Here is a 20493-nt window from a genome sequence, read left to right as displayed (position 1 = left end):
CGTTTTCAGGGGCAGGACCTCTCGGCGTTCAGGCCCGATGACCGCGCCAATGGCTTGCCACTGCCGAAGGTCAGCAGGCTGACGCCGGCCAGCACCCAGACGCCGACACCCCCGTAGAGCATCACCAGCCCGAAGCTATGCACCAGCGCCGCATGCACGACGGCGCCGGACGGGTCCGCCTGCGACAGCGCCGGAAAGCCTTCGGCAAGCGACGCGAAGTTGCCGGCCGCGATCTTCTCCGCCAGCGCGCGCAATTGCATTGCGTCCAGCGATGCCGACAACGCGCCGCGCAGATGCGCATGAATGCCTTCGAGCAGGATGAAGCCCATCAGCGCGATGTTGATGGCCAGCGTGATCAGCCGCGCGCTCATGTCCATGCCCGAGGCCATGCCCGCGCGCGAACTGGGCACCGAGCCGGTAGTGGTGTTGGTCACTGGCGTGTTGGTCAGGCCCAGCCCGATGCCGGCCAGCAGGCAGCCGGGCAGCATCGTCATCCAGCTGGCGTGGGCCATGCCGCTGCCGTAGCGCATTGCCATGAAGCCGAGCCCGATGACGAACAGGCCCGCCGGAATTACCACGCCTGGTCGGTAGCGCAGCGACAGCCGCTCGGCCAGCGGCGGCAGCACGAGCGTGGGCAGCGTGTAGGCCAGCAACGCAGAGCCGGCCGTGACCGCGTCGTAGCCCAGCGCGCCCTGGAAGTAGATGGGCAGGTAGATCATGAACGGCCAGAAACTGAAGTTCATGCCGATGGAGCCGATGATCGAACCCGAGAAGTTGCGGATTTTGAAGACCGAGAAGTCGAACATCGGATGCGGGTTGATCTTCTCCACCCACAGGAAGATCACGAAGCTTGCGGCCGAAGCCGCGATCACGCCAATGGCCAGCGGGCTCGCAAAGCCGAGGCCCGGCCCCTGCGTGATGAAGTGCGTCAGGCCCAGCACCGCAAGCGACAGCGTGACGATGCCAGGCAGGTCGAGCCTTTGCGCGTCGGGGTCGCTCGACTCTTCCACGCTGCCGAGCACGAGGGCAACGGCCACCGCCGCCAGCGGCACGTGGACCAGGAATACCCATTGCCAGCTCGACAGCGCCACGATCGCCCCGCCGATGATCGGCCCGAACCCCAGGCCCATGCCGAAGACCACGCCCCAGATGGCGAAGGCCCTGCTGCGTTCTTTGCCCTGCTGGAACTGATGCGAGAGCACGGCAAGCTGGCAGATCAGCATCGCGCCGCCGCTCAGGCCTTGGAGGAACCGGCTGGCGATCAGCAACGGCGCGCTTTGCGCCAGCCCGCAGGCCAGCGAGGTGAGGCCGAACAGCACCACGCCGACGACGAGGATGCGCTTGCGGCCGTAGCGGTCAGCCAGCGTGCCCGCGGCCATCAATACGGTGGTGCAGGCGATGGTGTAGGCGTTCATGATCCACTGCATGTCGCTGAAGTCGGCGTGCAATGCCTGTTCGAGCGTGGGAAGAATGACCGGCACGCTGGAGATTTCCAGGCCGAACATCAGGGCAATGAGGCAGATCGCGGCCAGCGCGATCCGGTTCTTGCCGGTATGGGAGAGAGGCATCGGAGGTCTTTCGGGAGTCTTTGGCAAAGAGGTCCGGGCGATTCTGGGGAAGGCCTCCTCATGATGGAAATGATTTAATTTCCTAGAATCCATGACGATTCATCATTGACTGGTTGATTGCCATGGATTTCGACCCCGCGCTGCTGCGAGCCTTCGTGGCCGTCAAGGAAACCGGCGGCTTCACGCGTGCCGCCCAGCGGCTGCACCTGACGCAGTCGGCCATCAGCCACCAGATCCGTCGGCTCGAAGAGCAGGTGGGCCGGCCGCTGCTGCATCGCACGACACGCCGCCTCACGGTGACGGAAGACGGCGAAGACTTCCTTCGCTATGCGCAGCAGATCCTCGACACGCTCGACACGATGACGCGGCGCTTTCAACCCTCGCTGATCTCGGGCGTAGTGCGCTTCGGCGCACCGGACACCTTCATGGGCGACCGGCTGCCGCCGCTGCTCTCGCAGTTCGCGCGTTCGTTCCCGGCCACGCGCATGGAGGTCAGCGTGAGCATGCACCTCGACTTTCGCGCAATGATCAAGGCGGGTGAGCTCGACCTTGCAGTGGTGATGTCGAGGTCCGATTGCGAGGAGGGCACGCGCCTGCGGCGCACGCAGCTGGTGTGGGTGGCGGCAGAGACTTTTGAGCCGCCCGCCGGCGCGTCGCTGCCGCTGGCGTACTTTCCGAAGCCCTGCGTCAACCGTGAACTTGCCGGCGCAGCGCTGGATGCGACGCCGGTCGACTGGCACGTGGTGTTCACTTCCGCGAGCCAGCATGGCATTCGCGCTGCCGTGCTGGCGGGGTTGGCCGTGACGGTGCTCACGCGCGAGGACGTGGAGCCGGGCATGAAGATCGTCGACGGCCGCTACGGACTGCCGCCCTTGCCGAACGTGGATTTTTCGCTGATCTGGAGCGAGGGCGGCAGGACGGAATGCGCCTGCCGGTTCGGCCAGTTGATCCTGGAGATGCCCGACCTGCCGGCGCACGACAAGGCATAAAAAAACGGCGCCACTGGCGCCGTTTTTACTTGGGAGCGTGTGTCGCTCAGAGGCTGCGTTGCTGCTCTTGCTCGAACGGCAGCGACATCGAACCGAGATCGCGGCGGGTTTCGACCAGCACCAGCGGGCCTTCGTCGAGCACGACCACCGGCGGGCGTTCGCGCGGCACGTGTACCGGCTTCGGCTCGGCTGCGATGGCAGCGCGGGCTTGCGCGATGCGCTCGGCATCCGAGTTGACCCACTGCAGGCCCGAGCTCTCGGCGATCTGCGCGAGCTCGTTCAGCGGCAGTTCGAAAGGCTGGACCTTGGGCAGTGCGCGGCCGTTGGCGGCGACGGGCGCCTTGGCGCTTTCGACGACGATCGGCGCAGCTGCTGCCACGACAGCCGGTGCCGGCGCGGGGCGCTCGGTGCGGACCTGCTGCGGTGCTGCCACGGGTTCTCGGACTTCCGGTGCCGCAGCAGCTTCGACTGCTTCGAAGCGTTCCGACGCCAGCGGCAGTTGCTGCTGCGGGGCTTGCTGCTGTGCGTCGCCCGTGGCTTCCGTTGCGGCGCCTTCGGCGGTGGCTTCGGCTTCATCGCGCGGGCCGCGTTCGCGGCGGTCACGGCCGTAGCGGTCACGCGAACGGCCGCGGCGTTCGTCGCCTTCGCGGCGCGGTGCCTGCTCGTTGTTGCCGTTGATGCTGGCGGCTTCGCTGCCTTGATCGACATCGGCTGCTGCGGCTTCGGCGCCGCGTGCATCCGCTTCGGCTTGAGGCGCGTCGTTGCGGCGTTCGCGGCGGCCGTCGTTGCGGTCGCTGCGTTCGCCACGCGGTGCGCGCTGCTCGTCGCGGCCGTTGCGGGGCTGGCGTTGCTCGCCTTGTGCGGCGCCTTCGCCGGCTTCTGCGGTGCGTTCGCGGGCGCCGTTGTTGTCGGCGCCATTGCGCTCACCACCACGTTCACCGCGCTCGCCACGTTCACGGCGTTCGCCGCGGGCGCGGGGTGCGCGTTCCGCTGCATTGCCTTCGTCGCCTGCAACGGTGCCGGGAGCAAGTTGCTGGGCTTCGAGGTTGACGTTGCCGTCGAGTGCTTCTGCCGGTGCGTTGTTGCGACCTTCGCGGCCTTCGCCTTCGCGGCGCTCGCCGCGGCCGTTGCGGCGTTGTTCGCCGTCGCGCGGTGAGCGCGCTTCACGCGGCTCGCGGGGCTCACGCTGCTCGCGCGGTTCGCGTTGTTCACGCGGCTGGTTGGCGGCGTCGTTGCGCAGTTCGCTGCTGCGGCCTTCACGGCCTTCGCGGCCTTCGCGGCGCTCGCCGCCACGGCCGCCACGGCGTTCGCCGTCGCGACCGCCGGAGCGTCCGCCGTTTTCGCCGCGGCCTTCACCACCGCGGCCGCCACGGCGCTGTTCGCCGTCACGTGCGCCGCCGCGTGCTTCGCCATCGCGGCCAGGACGGCCGTCGCGACGGGGCTTCGGTGCCTCGACCGGAATCGCGGACGGCGCAGGCGCCGCAGCGGGGGCCGGCGTGCCGCCGAACAGGTTCTTGATCCAGGCGAAGAAGCCGGTCTGCGCCGGAACCGGCGCGCTCACCACGGGCGGTGCGACCGGTGCGGGTGCTGCGACAGGCGCGCGCACTGCTTCGGGCTTGGGCGGCACCACGGGCGCGGGCGCATCGGGCAGCACGCCCTTGATGACCGGCGTCTGCTTGTTGGTGGGCTCTTGCGAACGGCGCGTGACCGAGGTCGGGTCTTCGATCTCGTCGGCCATCTTGTAGCTGGCTTCGATGTGGTCGAGGCGCGGATCGTCGTGCTTCAGGCGCTCGAGCTTGTAGTTCGGCGTTTCGAGCGTCTTGTTGGGCACCATCAGCACGGTGACGCGCTGCTTGAGTTCGATCTTCGCGATTTCGGGGCGCTTTTCGTTCAGCAGGAACGATGCGACTTCCACGGGCACCTGCACATGCACGGCGGCCGTGTTGTCCTTCATGGACTCTTCCTGAATGATGCGCAGGATCTGCAGCGCGCTCGATTCGGTGTCGCGGATGTGGCCCGAGCCGCCGCAGCGGGGGCAGGGGATCGACGAGCCTTCGGAGAGCGCCGGCTTCAGGCGCTGACGGCTCATTTCCATCAGGCCGAACTTGCTGATCGAGCCGAACTGCACGCGGGCGCGGTCCTGGCGCAGCGCGTCGCGCAGGCGGCTTTCGACTTCGCGGCGGTTCTTCGACTCGTCCATGTCGATGAAGTCGATGACGATCAGGCCGCCCAGGTCGCGCAGGCGCATCTGGCGGGCCACTTCGTCGGCGGCTTCGAGGTTGGTGCGGGTGGCGGTTTCTTCGATGTCGCCGCCCTTGATGGCGCGGGCCGAGTTCACGTCGACCGAAACCAGTGCTTCGGTGTGGTCGATCACGATGGCGCCGCCCGAGGGCAGCTGCACGGTGCGGGCGTAGGCCGACTCGATCTGGTGCTCGATCTGGAAGCGGCTGAACAGGGCGGCGTCGTCGCGGTAGCGCTTCACGCGGGCAGCATGCTCGGGCATGACGTGCGCCATGAACTGCTGCGCCTGGTCATAGATGTCGTCGGTGTCGATCAGGATGTCGCCGATGTCGTGATTGAAGTAATCACGGATGGCGCGGATGACGAGCGACGATTCCTGGTAGATCAGGAAGGCGCCCTTGCCGCCCTTGGCCGCGCCGTCGATGGCGGTCCAGAGCTTGAGCAGGTAGTTCAGGTCCCACTGGAGTTCGGACGCGATGCGGCCGATGCCGGCGGTGCGCGCGATGATGCTCATGCCCTTCGGGTACTCGAGCTGGTCCATCGCCTCCTTGAGTTCGGCGCGGTCGTCACCTTCGATGCGGCGCGAAACGCCACCACCACGGGGGTTGTTCGGCATCAGCACGACATAGCGGCCGGCCAGCGAGATGAAGGTGGTGAGGGCTGCGCCCTTGTTGCCGCGTTCTTCTTTTTCGACCTGGACGGTGAGTTCCTGGCCTTCGCGGATCGCGTCCTGGATGCGGGCCTGGCTGGCAGACACGCCTTCGGCGAAATATTGCTTGGAGATTTCCTTGAACGGCAGGAAGCCGTGGCGGTCTTCACCGTAGTCGACGAAACAGGCTTCGAGCGAAGGCTCGACGCGCGTCACGACGGCTTTGTAGATGTTGCCCTTGCGCTGTTCGCGCCCTTCGATTTCGATTTCGTAGTCGAGCAGTTTCTGCCCGTCGACGATGGCCAGGCGGCGTTCTTCGGCCTGCGTGGCATTGATCAGCATCCGCTTCATGATGCGTTGTCCTTATATGTATCGTTCTACCGGCCCTTGATGGGCCAACGATGCACGGACGACGCCCGCGAAACCAGGGAATTGCCGCTTGGGCCCCGGATGCTGTTCACTGCCGCGCCAGGCGCAAGCAGGCCTCTCGAGCGTTAGCTCAAGAAGACAGCCGGGGTGGGGGCGCGTGGATGGGCGCGAGCCAGATTCGGTGTTGGCCGGCTATCTTTTTGATAGCTGGTTGCGCAAGAGTGGCGCACGCTGCCAACGATTCAATGCCTGAGGCCACTGGTCGAAACCAGGTCGGCCAGCGCAGGCACATTTGAATCAGCAGCATCAACACAACAAGGGACTCGCTTCGATCCGCCGGCAGCTTGGAAGCTGCAGGCTGGGTATTCCGTATCGGTGTTTCGTGGGTGTCGGCTTGACTTGGGTGCCTGGTCTGCCACTTTGCGCAATTGCGCGGGGTTTGCAGCTCGGCGCCAAAGCGGCATCGACCTCACAGCGCCGTCCTGGGTATTTGATGGCAGTGGACTAAACTTCTGTCTAATCAAGCACTTACATGACCGCGCTGGTGAAAAACATTATAGGTGCGAAGCAAGGCCCCGCGGCTGCTCCAAATCCCGCAGGCCAAAAAGCCCCAGGCGAAGCCGGGGCGTCGCATTCGGCCATCACATTCCTCACGGTCGACGCCGAATCTGCCGGGCAGCGGCTCGACAACTTCCTTTTCCGCCATCTGAAAGGCGTTCCGAAGACGCACGTCTACCGGATCATCCGGTCGGGCGAGGTGCGCATCAACAAGGGCCGGGTGCAGGCCGAAACCCGCATCGAGACGGGCGATGTGCTGCGGCTGCCGCCGATTCGCATCTCGCCGCGCGCGGAAGAGGGCGGCACCCCGCCGGCCCCGGCGCGCGAATTTCCGGTACTGCTCGAAGACGAAGCCGTGCTGGCCATCGACAAGCCGGCCGGCGTGGCCGTCCATGGCGGCAGCGGCGTGAGCTTTGGCGTGATCGAGCAACTGCGCACGGCGCGGCCTGCCGCCAAATTTCTTGAACTGGTGCACCGGCTGGACCGCGAAACCTCCGGCATCCTGCTGGTCGCCAAGAAGCGCAGCGCGCTGGTCGCGCTGCAAGACCAGTTCCGCGAACGAGAAACCGGCAAGACCTACCTGGCGCTGGTCGAAGGCGCCTGGCCGGCCAACAAGAAGGTGCTCGACGCGCCGCTGGCCAAGTATTTGCTGCCCGACGGTTCCGGCGCTGGCGCCGGCGAGCGCCGCGTGCGCGTGGTCGCCAAGGACCATCCGGACGCCATGCGCGCCGTCACGCTGGTGCGGGTGCTGGCTCGGCTTTCGCTGCCGGGCGATGCCGCGCCGCTGTCACTGCTGGCGGTGACGATCAAGACCGGGCGCACGCACCAGATCCGCGTTCACCTCGCGTCGGCTGGCCACCCGATTGCCGGCGACGACAAGTACGGCGAGTCGGAGCGCCAGCGCGCATTTCAGAAACTCGGCCTCAAGCGCATGTTTCTGCATGCCTGGCGGCTGCAATTCAACCATCCGGCCAGCGGCGACCGCGTGGCGCTGCAGGCTGACCTGCCGCCCGAACTGCACGCGCTGATGCCGCCCGCCGCCCTCGAGGCACTGGCCCAACACCCCACTCCCACGGCCCATGACTGATTCTTCCAGACCCCTTCGCTTCGACCTGATTGCCTTCGACTGGGACGGCACGCTCTATGACTCCACGCGCCTGATCGTGCGCTGCATCCAGGCCGCGGTGATCGACGTTGGCGGTGCCAAGCCGAGCGAGAACGACGCCGCCTGGGTGATCGGCCTCGGGCTGGCCGAGGCGCTTGCGCGTGCAGCGCCCGATGTGCCGAAGGAAAAGTACCCGGAGCTCGGCGCCCGTTACCGCTACCACTATCTTCAGCACCAGGACGATCTCGTGCTGTTCGATGGCGTGCTGCAGATGCTCGACGCGCTGCGCGCGCGCGGCCACAAACTGGCCGTGGCCACCGGCAAGTCGCGCCGCGGCCTCAACGAAGCGCTCAAGTCGGTCGCCCTGCGCGATCGCTTCGACGCTTCGCGCACCGCCGACGAAACCTTCGGCAAGCCACATCCGCGCATGCTGCTGGAACTGATGGAAGAACTCGACGTGCCGCCGGAACGCACCCTGATGATCGGCGACACCACGCACGACCTGCAGCTTGCGCAGAACGCCGGCTGCGCCAACGTGGGCGTGAGCTACGGCGCGCATGAGCCCGCCAGCTTCGACGAATTCAAGCCGCTGCACATCGCGCATTCGGTGGCCGACCTCGAAGCGTGGCTCCTCGGGAACGCCTGAAAACTCCCGCCATGAGCGACGAAGAACGCATCCCGCTGTGCAATGCCGCCGACCTGACCGAAGGCGGCCTGGCCGTGCCCTTCGACGTGGTCTATGGCGGAGAAACCTGCCGCGCCTTCGCGATACGTTTCGAGGGGCAGCCGCATGCGTTTCTCAACCGTTGCAGCCACGTTGCGATGGAACTCGACTTCCAGCCCGACCGCTTCTTCGACGACACCGGCCAGTGGCTCCTGTGCGCGACGCACGGCGCGGTCTACAAGCCCGACACCGGCGAATGCGCGGGCGGGCCGTGCCGCGGCGGCCTCGTGAAGATCGCCTTGAGCGAGCATGACGGCGTAGTGCACTGGCATACTGGCTGGAACCTTCACCCCCTGACCTTCTGACATGACCGACCCGAACCGAACGGAACCCGCCGGGTTCGAACCATTTGAGCCGGCCCCTCCCACGAACATGGCCAAAGATCCCACGCAGCGCCCCGGTTGGGAGCGCGTCACCCTCGAAAAGCTCGCCTTCGCTTCGTTGAACGAACAGAAGGCCACGCGCCGCTGGAAGACCTTCGTGCGTCTGTCCTGGCTTGCTTTCTTCATCTTCCTGGCGTGGTTCGCGCTCTCGCGCAGCGCGCCGAGCACGGCCAAGACCACGGCGCACACGGCAGTCGTCGAAATCAAGGGCGAAATCGCCAATGGCGGTGATGCGAGCGCAGAGTTCGTGGTCGCCGCGATGAAGACGGCCTTCGAGGATGAAGGCGCCAAGGGCGTGGTCCTGCTGATCAACTCGCCCGGCGGCAGCCCGGTGCAGGCCGGCATCATCAACGACGAAATCAAGCGCCTGAAGGCCAAGTACAAGAAGCCGGTATATGCCGTGGTCGAGGAGACCTGCGCCTCGGCTGCCTATTACATTGCCGCCGCCGCAGACAAGATCTACGTCGACAAGGCCAGCATCGTCGGAAGCATCGGCGTGCTGATGGACGGCTTCGGTTTCACCGGCGTGATGGAGAAAGTCGGCGTCGAGCGCCGCCTGCTGACGGCCGGCGAGAACAAGGGCTTCCTCGATCCGTTCAGCCCGATGAGCGATGCGCAGCGCGCGCACGCACAGACGATGCTCAACCAGATCCACACGCAGTTCATCAATGTGGTGAAGGCCGGTCGCGGTGATCGCCTGAAGCTCGACACCCCCGGCTTGTTCAGCGGTCTGTTCTGGAGCGGCGAGCAGGCAGTTGAATACGGCCTGGCCGACCAGCTGGGCAACGTCGACTACGTGGCGCGCGAAGTGATCAAGGCCGAAGAAGTGATCGACTACACGCGGCGCGACAACGTGGCCGAGAAGCTGGCCAAGAAGTTTGGCGCGGCGATGGCCGAAACCACCGTGCGCCTGATGCACACCGCGCCGGCCCTGCGCTGATTTCTTATTTGTTTTTGCCGCTGGCGGTGTAGCGCGCAGATGCCGCCAGCGCCGCGGCGAAGACCACGACCACATAGAGCGCGGCGGTCAGCGAGGTCGCCCGCGCCAGCAGTCCGATCACTGCCGGGCCTGCCATGAACCCCAAGTAGGCCAGGGCCGAGACCGACGCAATGCCGCGTGCGGGCTCGATGCCCGGCACTTTCGCCGAGGCCGAAAACAGGATCGGCACCACGTTCGCAAAGCCGACCCCCACGCCCGCGAAGCCGACCAGCGCCAGCCAGGGCAGGTCGGTGATGAGCACCAGCGCCATCGACGCAGCGGCCAGCAGGCCGCTGCCAAGCAGCAGCGTGCTCGGCGAGAAGCGGGCGCGCAGCGCGTCGCCGCCGAAGCGCGCCGCGGCCATCGCTGCCGAGAAGCTGGCATAGGCCAGGGCGGCCTGTTGCTGCGGGCTGCCGATTTCCTGCTGCATATAGAGAACGCTCCAGTCGTAGATCGCGCCTTCGGCGATCAGGCCCAGTGCGGCGAGCACGCCCAGTACTGCGAGCGTGCCACGCGGCAGCAGGAAGCCGTGATCGGCCTCGGTGGCGCCGCTGGTGGCGGGGCGGGGCAGCATGCGTGTCGAGGCCAGGGCGACGAGCAGCACCATCGCGGCCGCGACCAGCAGCAGGTGCGCCTGCGCGCCGAGCCCGGCTGCCAGCGCGGCACTGCCGCTCGCGGCGCCGGCCATGCCGCCCAGGCTGAACATGCCGTGCATGCCGCTCATCAGGGGTGTGTCGCCGTGCAGTTCGAGTTGAGCCGCCTCGGTGTTGATCGACACGTCGAACACACTGGTCACGAGGCCGAAAGCCGCCAGCAGAAGCAGCAGCGCGGCATAGCCGGGCATCGCGATCAGGCCGGCCAGAAGCAGCGCATAGATGCAGCCGCAGATGCCGGCCACGCGGCGCGGGCCATGGCGGCCGATCCAGCGGCCCGCGCTGGTCAGGCCGAACATCGCGCCGACACCGGCTGCGAGCATTGCCAGCCCGAGCTGTGCTTCGTCGATGCCGTAGTGCGCCTTGACCGTCGGCACATGCACGCCCCAGGTCGCGAAGATGAAGCCGGCGGCAAAGAACTGCGCGCGCGATGCCCAGCGCGTGGCTGCGGTAACACCCACCATCGTCAGCGGCCGATCGCGAACACAGCGGGCAGGCGTTCGTCTGTCGTGGCTTGGGGCTTGGCGCGCCAGGATTTGACCGTCTCGCTGCGCACGTGGGCCGTGGCGAGCGTCAGGCCGCGTGCCACGGCGAGCCGGGTGTTGTGTTGCAGGGTCTGCACGAGGGCCTGTAGCAGCGCGGCGTTGCGATAGGGCGTCTCGATGAACAGCTGTGTCTGGCCAGACTTGAGCGCGAGCGCTTCGAGCTCGCGGATGCGGGTCTGGCGCTCGCCAGCGTCCTGCGGCAGGTAGCCGACGAAGGCGAAGTTCTGGCCGTTGAGTCCGCTCGCGGCCAGCGCCAACAGCAGCGAGACCGGGCCAGTCAGCGGCACCACGGTGAGGCCCAGGTCGTGCGCGGCGCGCGCCACCGAGGAGCCCGGGTCGGCCACCGCCGGCATGCCTGCCTCGCTCAGCAGGCCGATGTCGTGGCCTTCGAGCGCGGCGGCCAGCAGGGGGCGGGCGTCGAACTGGCCTGCGTGATCGCCTTTCTTGTGCACTTCGCGCGGCAGTTCCTGGATGTTCTGCGCCTGCATCGGAGCGGCCAGTGGCGCCACTTCGTCGATGCGTTTCAGGTAGGCGCGCGCGGACTTCGCGTTTTCGCAGATCCAATGGGTGATGCCGGCGGCTGTCTGCAGGGTGCCCAGCGGCAGGGCGTCTTGCAGCGGGGCTTGCACGTCGCAGCCGAAGTCGAGCGGCGCGGGGACGAGGTAGAGCTTGCCTTTTTGTTGTGTCACAGCAGATCGACTCCAGCGGCGCGCAGCATCCGGCAGGTACGGATCAGCGGCAGGCCGACCAGTGCGGTCGGGTCGTCGCTGTCGATGGCGCTCAGCAGCGCGATGCCGAGGCCTTCGCTCTTGGCGCTGCCGGCGCAGTCGTAGGGTTGCTCGGCCTGCAGATAGTGCTCGATGGCGGCGTCGCTGAGGTCGCGGAACACCACGCGCACGGGCGCGATGTCGCGCTGGACCAAGCCGGTGGCCTTGCAGACGACGGCCACGGCCGTCTGGAAGATCAGCGTCTGGCCGCGCATGCGGCGCAACTGGGCGGTGGCGCGGGCATGGTCACCGGGCTTGCCCAGCGCTTCGCCGGCCAGGTCGGCGACCTGGTCCGAGCCGATGACGACGGCTTCTGGGAAGCGGGTGGCGACGGCGTTGGCCTTTTCCAATGCCAGACGCACGGCCAGGTCGTGCGGCGTTTCGCCGGGCAGGGGCGTTTCGTCGACTTCCGGCGAGTGCACATCGAAGGGCAGGCGCAGGCGGGTAAGCAGTTCGCGGCGGTAGCGCGAGGTCGAGGCGAGGATCACGGTGCGTTGCATGGTGACGATTGTGCGTGAGCCGCCCAGAACTCTCAGGTATGCCCCAAGCCGGTGAAATGGCCGGCACGCTAGACTGGCGCGGATGAAGAGAGAATTTGCCCCCGAACGGCTCAATGTGCCCGGCTTTACCGCCGCTGCCGCCACCCTGGAAGCCGCCGATCCGGTTCCGAAATATGTACGCCTGGTCGCCGAACTGGCGGCTCCGGCGCCTGATGCGGTGGTCCGATGGGAGGCCCACGGGGAAGAGCGCCCCGGTGCGGATGGCAAGGCCGCGCCCTGGCTGCACCTGGAGGCTGAAGCCACCGTGCCATTGGTTTGCCAGCGTTGCCTGTCGCCGGTCGACACGCTGCTTTCCGTGGATCGCTGGTTTCGTTTCGTGGCCGACGAGGCCACTGCCGAAGCGGAAGACGAGGAATCCGAGGAAGACCTGCTCGTCGTGAGCCGGGATTTCGACCTGCACGCTCTGATCGAGGACGAGCTGCTGATGGAAATCCCCGTCATGCCCGTCCACGATGTCTGCCCCACGCCGGTGCAGCTTTCCTCCAGCGACGAGGACTTCAAGGCGGCCGAAGAGGCCAAGCCGAACCCCTTCGCAGTGCTCGGCGCGTTGCGTTCGCGCAAGCCCGAAGAGGGAAAGTAGCCCTTTCCCGCAGGCTGGGCTATAATCATGGGCTTCGCGCGCGCCGCCGTGAGCAGCAGTACAGATAAAGGCATTCCATACATGCCGTTAAATTTTTTGTATTGCCACCGCTTGAGCCCGCATCCAATCACTCACCTAACAGTCCAGGAGCCATCATGGCCGTCCAGCAAAACAAGAAGTCGCCTTCCAAGCGCGGCATGCACCGTTCCCACAATGCGCTGGTCGTGCCCGGCATCGCCGTGGAACCGACCACCGGCGAAACGCACCTGCGCCACCACATCAGCCCGAACGGTTTCTACCGTGGCCGTCAGGTGCTCAAGAACAAGTCCGAAGCCTGATCTCGCATTCCAAGGCCAAGGCCCGAAGCTACTTTTGCTGTAGCGTCGGGCCTTTGTTTTGATGGCTACGCCTTCTTCCCCCGAAAACACTGCTGCGCCTTCTGCAATCACGCTCGCCGTGGATTGCATGGGAGGCGATCATGGGCCGCGCGTCACGCTCGCGGCCTGCCGCGCGTTTCTCGAGCGGCACAGCGAAGCCTCGTTATTGCTGGTCGGCGCGCCGGCCGCACTGGCGGGGTTTGCCGCGCATCCGCGTGCCCGCATCGTCGCTGCAAGCGAAGTGGTGGGCATGGATGACCCGGTTGAAATCGCCCTGCGCAAGAAGAAAGACTCTTCGATGCGCGTCGCGATCCAGCAGGTCAAGGACGGCGCCGCCCAGGCGGCCATCTCTGCCGGCAACACCGGCGCCCTCATGGCGATTGCGCGCTACCTGCTCAAGACGCTTGAGGGCATCGACCGCCCCGCGATTGCGCCGCAGCTTCCCAACGCCAAGGGCGGGGCGACGACCGTGCTCGATTTGGGTGCAAACGTCGACTGCGACGCTGAAGACCTGCTCCAGTTCGCTGTGCTCGGCTCGGCCCTGGTGTCGGCGCTGACCGGCAACGAGGCGCCTTCGGTTGGCCTGCTCAATATTGGCGAAGAAGCCATCAAGGGCAGCGAAACGATCAAAAAAGCGAGCCAACTGCTGCGTACGGCTGCCAACTCCAAGGATCTGAATTTCTACGGAAACGTGGAAGGCAACGATATCTTCAAGGGCACGACCGACATCGTCGTCTGTGACGGCTTCGTCGGAAATGTGGCGTTGAAGGCCAGCGAAGGCGTGGCTTCGATGATCGGCGAATTCATTCGCGTCGAATTTTCCCGGAGCATTTTTACCAAGGTGGCGGCAATTGTTGCTTACCCGGTTCTAAAAGCGTTCAAAAGTCGCCTGGATCACCGTCGGTACAACGGCGCAGCCTTGCTGGGGCTACGCGGCCTGGTTTTCAAGAGCCATGGCTCGGCTGACGAAGTGGCTTTCGGCCATGCGCTGGATCGCGCTTATGATGCCGCTCGCAACAACCTGCTCGATCGCGTGCGGGCCCGCATCGCCCACGCCGCGCCTTTGCTAGCGCGACAGGAACCGGCGGCGCCGGTCGACGCGACGGCCCTTCACGTTTGATGACTCCTTCTTATTCACGCATTACCGGCACCGGCAGCTATCTGCCCCCACGCCGCGTGACCAATGACGATCTCGCCAAGGATCTGGCGACGCGAGGCATCGAAACCTCCGACCAGTGGATCGTCGAGCGCACCGGTATCCACGCGCGGCATTTCGCTGCGCCGGATGTCACGAGCAGCGACCTTGGTCTTGAAGCGGCCCGGCACGCCCTGGAGGCTGCCGGCCGTAAGGCCAGCGACATCGACCTGATCATCGTCGCGACCTCGACGCCCGACATGGTGTTTCCGTCGTCGGCTGCAATTCTCCAGAACAAACTCGGCATTGCTGGCTGTCCGGCGTTCGACGTCCAGGCGGTTTGCAGCGGTTTCGTCTACGCGCTGACCGTCGCCGACGCGATGATCCGCACGGGCACAGCGCGTTGCGCGCTGGTGGTGGGCGCCGAAGTTTTCTCTCGCATCCTCGACTTCAACGACCGCACCACCTGCGTGCTGTTCGGCGACGGCGCGGGCGCGGTGGTGCTCGAAGCCAGCGAAGAGCCGGGCATTCTGGCCAGCGATCTGCATGCTGATGGCAAGCACGTCGGCATTCTTTGCGTGCCAGGTCACGTTTCAGGCGGCAATGTGCTGGGCACGCCGCTGCTGCACATGGACGGCCAAGCTGTCTTCAAGCTCGCGGTTCGCGTGCTCGAAGAGGCGGCGCGCGCCACGCTGGCCAAGGCCGGCAAGGTCGACACCGACATCGACTGGCTCATTCCACATCAGGCCAACATCCGCATCATGGAAGGCACGGCGAAGAAGCTGAAGCTTCCGCGCGAGAAGCTGGTCGTCACGGTGAACGAGCACGGCAACACTTCCGCCGCCTCGATTCCCCTGGCGCTCGACGAGGCCGTGCGCTCCGGCAAGGTGAAGAAAGGCGAAACGCTCATGCTCGAAGGCGTGGGCGGCGGCTTCACCTGGGGCGCGGTGCTATTGAATCTGTAGTGCGTTGCGGCGCCCTGGAAGAGGGCGACTGCAATGCGAGATGGCGCATACAACAATGAAATCCTTTGCTTTTGTCTTTCCGGGTCAGGGCTCGCAGGCGGTCGGCATGCTCGACGCCTGGGGCGATCACCCGGCCGTGGCCGAAACGCTGCGCGAAGCTTCCGAGGCGCTCGGCGAAGACGTCGGCGCGCTGATCAAGAACGGCCCCAAGGAAGAGCTGGCGCTCACCACCAACACTCAGCCTGTGATGCTGGTGGCCGGTGTTGCCGCATGGCGCGCCTGGTTGGCCGAGGGTGGCGCCGCGCCTTCCGTCGTGGCTGGCCATTCGCTCGGCGAGTATTCGGCACTGGTGGCTTCGGGCGTGCTGACGCTCGCGCAGGCCGCGCCGCTCGTGCGTTTCCGTGCGCAAGCGATGCAACAGGCGGTGCCTGTTGGCGTTGGCGCGATGGCTGCGGTGCTCGGCATGGAGTCGGGCAAGGTGGTGGCAGGCTGTGCGGAGGCCACTGCCAGCTTTGGCGCCGGCAGCGCGGAAATCGTCGAGGCGGTGAATTTCAACGACCCCATGCAGACCGTGATCGCAGGCAGCAAGGCCGCGGTCGACAAGGCCTGCGAGCTGCTCAAGGCCAGCGGCGCCAAGCGCGCGCTGCTGCTGCCGGTCTCGGCGCCGTTCCATTCGAGCCTCATGAAACCTGCCGCGGAAGCGCTGCGCGAGAAGCTGGCTTCCATCACGCTGGCCGCGCCGCAAATCCCGGTGCTGAACAATATCGACGTCGCCATCGAGACCGATGCCGACCGCATCCGCGACGCCCTGGTGCGCCAGGCCGCCGGCCCGGTGCGCTGGGTCGAGAGCGTGCAGGCCTTGAAACTGCGCGGTGTAGCCGCCATCATCGAGTGCGGTCCCGGCAAGGTGCTGGCCGGCATGGTGAAGCGCATCGCCCCCGATCTGGAAGCCGCGTCGGTGTACGACCCGGCCACGCTCGCGGACACCCGACAATCGCTCGCCGGCTGACCGGCGCAAGGCTCCGACACTTTTTCTTATGAGCATTCCCAAATTTGAAGGGCAAGTCGCCCTGGTCACCGGCGCAACGCGCGGCATCGGCGCGGCGATCGCGCTGGAGCTGGCGCAGCGCGGCCTCAAGGTCGTGGGCACCGGCACCACCGACGATGGCGCGGCCAAGATCACTTCGGCCCTGAGCGCCTACGGCGGCCGCGGCCGTGCGCTCGACGTGAACGACGGCGCCGCCGTCGAGGCCCTGATCGACGAGATCGTGCAGGCCTACGGCGCCATCCACGTGCTGGTGAACAACGCCGGCATCACGCGCGACACGCTCGCCATGCGCATGAAGGACAGCGATTGGGACGCGGTGCTCGACACCAACCTCAAGGCCGTCTTCTCCCTCTCGCGCGCCGTGATCCGCCCGATGATGAAGCAGCGCTACGGCCGCATCATCAGCATCACCAGCGTGGTCGGCGCTTCCGGCAATGCCGGCCAGGCCAACTACGCCGCTGCCAAGGCGGGCGTTGCGGGCATGACCCGAGCACTGGCCCGCGAACTGGGCAGCCGCAACATCACCGTCAACTGCGTCGCACCCGGTTTCATCGAAACCGACATGACGGCCAGCCTCCCCGAAGCCCAGCAACAGGCGCTGCTCCAGCAGATCCCGTTGGGCCACTTGGGCAAGCCGGCCGACATCGCGCACGCGGTGGCTTACCTCGCATCGCCCCAGGCGTCCTACGTCACGGGGCAAGAGCTGCACGTCAACGGCGGCATGCACATGTAGCCGCAAGGCGCAAGTTTTTCCCGTACCGGACGCGCGGCAAATGCCACAATGCGCCCGGCTAAAATCCACCGATTACCTACAACCCTCAGAGGGAACCAAATGAGCGATATCGAAGCACGTGTCAAGAAAATCATCGCCGAGCAGCTCGGCGTGGAAGAGTCCCAAGTGACGAACGAAAAGGCTTTCGTGGCCGACCTCGGCGCTGACTCGCTCGACACGGTCGAACTCGTGATGGCACTCGAAGACGAATTCGGCATCGAAATTCCCGACGAAGATGCCGAGAAGATCACCACGGTGCAAAACGCCGTCGACTACGCCACCAAGAATCAAAAGGCCTGATTGGCCAGCTGACAACACTGCAACTGCGGCCGGCGGCTTTTCCTTTAAAAACCGCACGCGCCGACAGGCAACTGTTCAGCGCTTCCAGAAAGGTTTGCCGGCATGACCAAACGCCGCGTCGTCGTGACCGGACTCGGTTGCATCGCTCCTGTCGGAAACACCGCAACCGAATCCTGGGCCAACCTGTTGGCCGGGAAGTCGGGTATTGCGAACATCACCGCGTTCGATGCAAGCGCCTTCGCCTGCAAGTTCGCCGGTGAGGTCAAGGGTTTCGACATCACCCAATACATCTCGGAGAAAGAAGCGCGTCACATGGACCGCTTCATTCATCTGGGGCTCGCCGCCGCCATCCAGGCGGTGCAGGACAGCGGACTGCCAACTGGCGAAGCGCTGTCTTATGAAAAAGCCGTGCGCATCGGATGCAACATCGGCTCTGGCATCGGCGGTCTGCCGATGATCGAGGAGACGCACGGCGAACTGATGAGCCGCGGCCCGCGCCGCGTGTCGCCGTTCTTCGTGCCGGCATCGATCATCAACATGATCTCGGGCCACGTCTCGATCAAGTACGGCTTCAAGGGCCCGAACATCGCGGTCGTGACCGCCTGCACCACCGGCCTGCATGCCATCGGCACGTCGGCACGCATGATCGAGTACGGCGATGCCGACGTGATGATCGCGGGTGGCGCGGAGTCGACCATTTCTCCGCTCGGCATCGGTGGCTTCACCGCGCCTCGCGCGCTGAGCACCCGCAACGACGATCCCGCCACGGCCTCGCGTCCGTGGGACAAGGACCGCGACGGCTTCGTGCTGGGCGAGGGGGCCGGCGTGCTGGTGCTCGAAGAGTACGAACATGCCAAGGCACGTGGCGCCAAGATCTACGCGGAAGTCGCGGGCTTTGGCCTGACGGGCGACGCGTATCACATGACCGCGCCCGACGTCGACGGCCCGCGCCGCTCAATGGCCATGGCGCTGGCCAATGCCGGCGTCAACGCCGACCAGGTGCAGTACCTCAACGCGCACGGCACCTCGACACAGATTGGCGACGTCAACGAAACCAATGCGGTCAAGCTGGCATTCGGCGATCACGCGAAGAAGCTCGTCGTCAATTCGACCAAGTCCATGACCGGCCACCTGCTGGGCGGCGCGGGCGGCATCGAATCGGTGTTCACGGTGCTGGCGCTGCACGAGCAGAAGAGCCCGCCGACCATCAACATCTTCAACCAGGATCCGGAGTGCGATCTCGACTACTGCGCCAACGAGGCGCGCGATCTGAAGATCGATGTCGCGGTCAAGAACAACTTCGGCTTCGGCGGCACCAACGGCACGCTGGTGTTCAAGCGCGCTTGAGCACTGCTCTTTCATGCACAGCGCACCGTCGGTGACCTATCCGGTGGGGCGCTCGCGTGGTGCAACCCGGATTCTCGTTGTCCTCTGGGCCCTGGGCGCTTGCTGCGCGGGCGCATCCTGCTATCTCTTCGATAGCGCCGGATGGCGCCAGCTGCTGTTGGTTCTCAGTGTCGTGTTTGCGGGTGTCGCCGCGGGCTTCGGCTTGCGACGCGATGGCGCGGGCGTTCTGCATTTCGACGGCCTCTACTGGTCGTTGACGGGAGGCCATGCCTCTCGGGCCGTGCATGCTGCCAGGGCGTTCGTGGCGCTCGATTTCCAGTCGCTGATGCTGGTTCGGCTCAGCGAGCCGGGCCGCGCTCGCCGCTGGATCTGGATTGAGCAGCGAGCCATGCCTGAGCGCTGGCGCGACGTGCGCCGTGCGGTATATTCGCGCGCCCCGTCCGCAGCACCTGCGGGCGACCCATGGCGCGCGACGGCTCCCGCCGACGCGCCCTGATCCTCCGTCGATGACCACTTCTCCGCCTGTGCCGCCGGATTCCGGCCTGACCGATGCGCCCGCCGTGGTGCGTCCGGGCGAGGTCGATTTCCAACTGGTCCAGCGCACCGTCGCGGGCGACCAGAAGGCGTTCGAACTGCTGGTCATCAAGTACCAACGCCGCATCGAGCGCCTCATCGGGCGGATGGTGCGCGATGTCGACCTGGTCGAGGACATTGCGCAGGAAACCTTCATTCGCGCGTACCGCGCGCTGCACCAGTTCCGCGGTGAGGCGCAGTTCTACACCTGGCTCTACCGGATCGCCGTCAACACCGCCAAGAAGGCGCTGGTGGACATGAAGCGCGATCCGACTGTCTCCGAGGCCGCTCTCAGGCCTTCTTCTGAGGACGACGATGAAACTTACCGTCCCGGAAACGAACCAACCACCGACGAAACCCCCGAATCGGTCATGGCGGCGAATGAAATCGCCAGTGCCGTCGAGGCGGCCATGGAAGCACTCCCTGCCGAGCTGCGCCAGGCGGTCACGCTGCGCGAAATCGAGGGCATGAGTTACGAAGAGATTGCCGAGGTCATGGATTGCCCTATCGGCACGGTGCGTTCGCGTATTTTCCGGGCGCGCGAGGCCATTTCGGCCAGGGTCAAACCGCTGCTGGACAACCAGTCCGGCAAGCGTTGGTAAGTAAGCAGGTGAATGAAATGAATCAGACGATGACGGTTCGGGAACAGGTGTCCGCACTTGCGGATGGTCATTTGCAGGGCGAGGCGTTCGCGCAGGCGATCGAAGCTGTCTGCGCCGAAGGCGAATCGCGCGCGGCTTGGCAGGCCTACCACGTGGTGGGCGATGTGCTGCGTTCGGGCTCTCATTCGCCGTGCAGCGACACCTCGGCATTCCTGGCGCGCTTCCAGCAACGGTTGGCGGCGGAGCCTGTGATGGTCGCCCCCATGCCGGCGCCGGTCGTCGCACCGGTGGTACTGCCCGTGCAGCGCAGGGCGGAAGCGGCCAACGAGCCGGTGTTCCGCTGGAAGCTTGTGGCTGGTGCCGCGTCGCTGATGGCCGTGGCTGCCATCAGCTGGACCCTGGTCGGCAACGGCACAGCGGTGCCGCAGGGCGGCGCGCAACTGGCTTCGGTTCAGCAGCAACAGCAGCCAGCGGTCAATTCGGTGTTGGCAGCGGCTGCGGTCAACAGCCCGCAACCCGCGAGCAACACGCTGACCCCGACCCGCGTGATCGTGGGCAACGGCAATCCGCAGGTCATGCTGCGCGACCCGCGACTCGATCAACTGCTTGAAGCGCATCAGCAAGCCGGCGGCGCTTCGCAAATGCCTTCCGGTTTCCTGCGCAATGCCACTTTCGAGGGCCCGACGCGCTGAGCGCGCGCACCC

At 66.0% G+C, this 20493-nt stretch carries 21 protein-coding genes; 16 read left to right on the top strand and 5 right to left on the bottom strand.

Annotation, left to right across the window (positions count from 1 at the left end; all coding sequences use genetic code 11):
- Positions 1-5: 5 nt before the first annotated feature.
- Positions 6-1568 (bottom strand): MFS transporter, encoded by a 1563-nt coding sequence (locus tag NWF24_RS23970; RefSeq protein WP_258350724.1) that lies wholly within the window; start codon positions 1566-1568, stop codon positions 6-8.
- Positions 1569-1690: 122 nt separating this feature from the next.
- On the opposite strand from NWF24_RS23970, the gene NWF24_RS23965 reads away from it, so the two are divergent.
- Positions 1691-2557, top strand: coding sequence for a LysR family transcriptional regulator (locus NWF24_RS23965; protein WP_258350723.1), 867 nt, complete (start codon positions 1691-1693; stop codon positions 2555-2557).
- Between the two features lie 46 nt (positions 2558-2603).
- Here NWF24_RS23965 and NWF24_RS23960 read toward each other — a convergent pair whose 3' ends face one another.
- Positions 2604-5798, bottom strand: coding sequence for an Rne/Rng family ribonuclease (locus NWF24_RS23960; protein ID WP_258350722.1), 3195 nt, complete (start codon positions 5796-5798; stop codon positions 2604-2606).
- 562 nt (positions 5799-6360) lie between these two features.
- On the opposite strand from NWF24_RS23960, the gene NWF24_RS23955 reads away from it, so the two are divergent.
- Genes NWF24_RS23955 through NWF24_RS23940 form a run of 4 tightly spaced genes read left to right on the top strand, consistent with a single transcriptional unit; the run spans position 6361 to position 9526 of the window.
- A complete protein-coding gene (locus NWF24_RS23955) occupies positions 6361-7461 on the top strand; it encodes an RluA family pseudouridine synthase (protein ID WP_258350721.1) in 1101 nt (366 codons plus the stop codon).
- Positions 7454-8125 carry an HAD family hydrolase gene (locus NWF24_RS23950; protein ID WP_093049389.1) on the top strand — a complete coding sequence of 224 codons (672 nt, stop codon included), beginning with the start codon at positions 7454-7456 and terminating at the stop codon, positions 8123-8125. The genes NWF24_RS23955 and NWF24_RS23950 overlap by 8 nt, the downstream gene beginning before the upstream one ends.
- 11 nt (positions 8126-8136) lie before the next feature.
- On the top strand, positions 8137-8508 hold the full coding sequence (locus tag NWF24_RS23945; protein ID WP_258350720.1) for a Rieske (2Fe-2S) protein: 372 nt from the start codon (positions 8137-8139) through the stop codon (positions 8506-8508).
- Position 8509: 1 nt separating this feature from the next.
- Positions 8510-9526 (top strand): S49 family peptidase, encoded by a 1017-nt coding sequence (locus NWF24_RS23940; RefSeq protein WP_258350719.1) that lies wholly within the window; start codon positions 8510-8512, stop codon positions 9524-9526.
- A gap of 4 nt (positions 9527-9530) precedes the next feature.
- Here the strand turns inward: NWF24_RS23940 and NWF24_RS23935 are convergent, their stop codons facing one another.
- From NWF24_RS23935 to NWF24_RS23925, 3 genes are read right to left on the bottom strand one after another with little or no spacing between them, the layout of a single operon-like run.
- Complete coding sequence (locus NWF24_RS23935) at positions 9531-10682, bottom strand: MFS transporter (protein ID WP_258350718.1); 1152 nt, start codon at positions 10680-10682, stop codon at positions 9531-9533.
- 2 nt (positions 10683-10684) lie between these two features.
- Positions 10685-11452 carry an SAM-dependent methyltransferase gene (locus tag NWF24_RS23930; RefSeq protein ID WP_258350717.1) on the bottom strand — a complete coding sequence of 256 codons (768 nt, stop codon included), beginning with the start codon at positions 11450-11452 and terminating at the stop codon, positions 10685-10687.
- Positions 11449-12030 carry a Maf family nucleotide pyrophosphatase gene (locus NWF24_RS23925; RefSeq protein WP_258350716.1) on the bottom strand — a complete coding sequence of 194 codons (582 nt, stop codon included), beginning with the start codon at positions 12028-12030 and terminating at the stop codon, positions 11449-11451. Before NWF24_RS23925 ends, NWF24_RS23930 begins: the two co-directional genes overlap by 4 nt.
- A gap of 82 nt (positions 12031-12112) precedes the next feature.
- On the opposite strand from NWF24_RS23925, the gene NWF24_RS23920 reads away from it, so the two are divergent.
- From NWF24_RS23920 to NWF24_RS23870, 11 genes are all read left to right on the top strand, one after another.
- On the top strand, positions 12113-12670 hold the full coding sequence (locus NWF24_RS23920; protein WP_258350715.1) for a YceD family protein: 558 nt from the start codon (positions 12113-12115) through the stop codon (positions 12668-12670).
- A 155-nt stretch (positions 12671-12825) separates the two neighbouring features.
- Positions 12826-13008 (top strand): 50S ribosomal protein L32, encoded by a 183-nt coding sequence (gene rpmF / locus NWF24_RS23915; protein ID WP_007830466.1) that lies wholly within the window; start codon positions 12826-12828, stop codon positions 13006-13008.
- Between the two features lie 61 nt (positions 13009-13069).
- Positions 13070-14167 (top strand): phosphate acyltransferase PlsX, encoded by a 1098-nt coding sequence (gene plsX, locus NWF24_RS23910; RefSeq protein ID WP_258350714.1) that lies wholly within the window; start codon positions 13070-13072, stop codon positions 14165-14167.
- Positions 14167-15147, top strand: a complete 981-nt coding sequence (locus tag NWF24_RS23905; RefSeq protein ID WP_258350713.1) for a beta-ketoacyl-ACP synthase III — start codon at positions 14167-14169, stop codon at positions 15145-15147. The genes plsX and NWF24_RS23905 overlap by 1 nt, the downstream gene beginning before the upstream one ends.
- Before the next feature lie 55 nt (positions 15148-15202).
- Positions 15203-16156, top strand: a complete 954-nt coding sequence (gene fabD / locus NWF24_RS23900) for an ACP S-malonyltransferase (RefSeq protein ID WP_258350712.1) — start codon at positions 15203-15205, stop codon at positions 16154-16156.
- A gap of 28 nt (positions 16157-16184) precedes the next feature.
- Positions 16185-16928 carry a 3-oxoacyl-ACP reductase FabG gene (fabG, locus tag NWF24_RS23895; protein ID WP_093049420.1) on the top strand — a complete coding sequence of 248 codons (744 nt, stop codon included), beginning with the start codon at positions 16185-16187 and terminating at the stop codon, positions 16926-16928.
- A gap of 99 nt (positions 16929-17027) precedes the next feature.
- Positions 17028-17267: an acyl carrier protein gene (gene acpP, locus NWF24_RS23890; protein WP_007830471.1), complete on the top strand. Its 240-nt coding sequence runs from the start codon at positions 17028-17030 to the stop codon at positions 17265-17267.
- A 102-nt stretch (positions 17268-17369) separates the two neighbouring features.
- Positions 17370-18614 carry a beta-ketoacyl-ACP synthase II gene (fabF, locus tag NWF24_RS23885; protein WP_093049422.1) on the top strand — a complete coding sequence of 415 codons (1245 nt, stop codon included), beginning with the start codon at positions 17370-17372 and terminating at the stop codon, positions 18612-18614.
- A 13-nt stretch (positions 18615-18627) separates the two neighbouring features.
- Positions 18628-19110, top strand: a complete 483-nt coding sequence (locus tag NWF24_RS23880; RefSeq protein ID WP_258350710.1) for a hypothetical protein — start codon at positions 18628-18630, stop codon at positions 19108-19110.
- 10 nt (positions 19111-19120) lie between these two features.
- Positions 19121-19789, top strand: a complete 669-nt coding sequence (gene rpoE, locus NWF24_RS23875; protein WP_258350709.1) for an RNA polymerase sigma factor RpoE — start codon at positions 19121-19123, stop codon at positions 19787-19789.
- A gap of 17 nt (positions 19790-19806) precedes the next feature.
- Complete coding sequence (locus NWF24_RS23870) at positions 19807-20481, top strand: sigma-E factor negative regulatory protein (protein ID WP_258350708.1); 675 nt, start codon at positions 19807-19809, stop codon at positions 20479-20481.
- The last annotated feature ends 12 nt before the right edge of the window (positions 20482-20493 follow it).

The organism is Variovorax paradoxus, from assembly GCF_024734665.1.
Lineage (GTDB): Bacteria > Pseudomonadota > Gammaproteobacteria > Burkholderiales > Burkholderiaceae_C > Variovorax.
The sequence above is the reverse complement of the archived record's forward strand: the minus strand, read 5'-3'. Positions and strand labels throughout refer to the sequence as shown.

Excerpts from the sequence above, each read along its gene's own strand:
- NWF24_RS23945 (WP_258350720.1), top strand. The coding sequence starts at position 8,137 with ATGAGCGACGAAGAACGCATCCCGCTGTGCAATGCCGCCGACCTGACC.
- NWF24_RS23965 (WP_258350723.1), top strand. The coding sequence starts at position 1,691 with ATGGATTTCGACCCCGCGCTGCTGCGAGCCTTCGTGGCCGTCAAGGAA.
- NWF24_RS23970 (WP_258350724.1), bottom strand. The coding sequence starts at position 1,568 with ATGCCTCTCTCCCATACCGGCAAGAACCGGATCGCGCTGGCCGCGATC.
- fabD (WP_258350712.1), top strand. The coding sequence starts at position 15,203 with ATGAAATCCTTTGCTTTTGTCTTTCCGGGTCAGGGCTCGCAGGCGGTC.
- NWF24_RS23870 (WP_258350708.1), top strand. The coding sequence starts at position 19,807 with ATGAATCAGACGATGACGGTTCGGGAACAGGTGTCCGCACTTGCGGAT.
- NWF24_RS23925 (WP_258350716.1), bottom strand. The coding sequence starts at position 12,030 with ATGCAACGCACCGTGATCCTCGCCTCGACCTCGCGCTACCGCCGCGAA.
- NWF24_RS23950 (WP_093049389.1), top strand. The coding sequence starts at position 7,454 with ATGACTGATTCTTCCAGACCCCTTCGCTTCGACCTGATTGCCTTCGAC.
- acpP (WP_007830471.1), top strand. The coding sequence starts at position 17,028 with ATGAGCGATATCGAAGCACGTGTCAAGAAAATCATCGCCGAGCAGCTC.
- NWF24_RS23920 (WP_258350715.1), top strand. The coding sequence starts at position 12,113 with ATGAAGAGAGAATTTGCCCCCGAACGGCTCAATGTGCCCGGCTTTACC.
- NWF24_RS23935 (WP_258350718.1), bottom strand. The coding sequence starts at position 10,682 with ATGGTGGGTGTTACCGCAGCCACGCGCTGGGCATCGCGCGCGCAGTTC.
- rpoE (WP_258350709.1), top strand. The coding sequence starts at position 19,121 with ATGACCACTTCTCCGCCTGTGCCGCCGGATTCCGGCCTGACCGATGCG.
- NWF24_RS23880 (WP_258350710.1), top strand. The coding sequence starts at position 18,628 with ATGCACAGCGCACCGTCGGTGACCTATCCGGTGGGGCGCTCGCGTGGT.
- fabG (WP_093049420.1), top strand. The coding sequence starts at position 16,185 with ATGAGCATTCCCAAATTTGAAGGGCAAGTCGCCCTGGTCACCGGCGCA.
- rpmF (WP_007830466.1), top strand. The coding sequence starts at position 12,826 with ATGGCCGTCCAGCAAAACAAGAAGTCGCCTTCCAAGCGCGGCATGCAC.
- NWF24_RS23905 (WP_258350713.1), top strand. The coding sequence starts at position 14,167 with ATGACTCCTTCTTATTCACGCATTACCGGCACCGGCAGCTATCTGCCC.
- NWF24_RS23940 (WP_258350719.1), top strand. The coding sequence starts at position 8,510 with ATGACCGACCCGAACCGAACGGAACCCGCCGGGTTCGAACCATTTGAG.
- plsX (WP_258350714.1), top strand. The coding sequence starts at position 13,070 with ATGGCTACGCCTTCTTCCCCCGAAAACACTGCTGCGCCTTCTGCAATC.
- NWF24_RS23960 (WP_258350722.1), bottom strand. The coding sequence starts at position 5,798 with ATGAAGCGGATGCTGATCAATGCCACGCAGGCCGAAGAACGCCGCCTG.
- fabF (WP_093049422.1), top strand. The coding sequence starts at position 17,370 with ATGACCAAACGCCGCGTCGTCGTGACCGGACTCGGTTGCATCGCTCCT.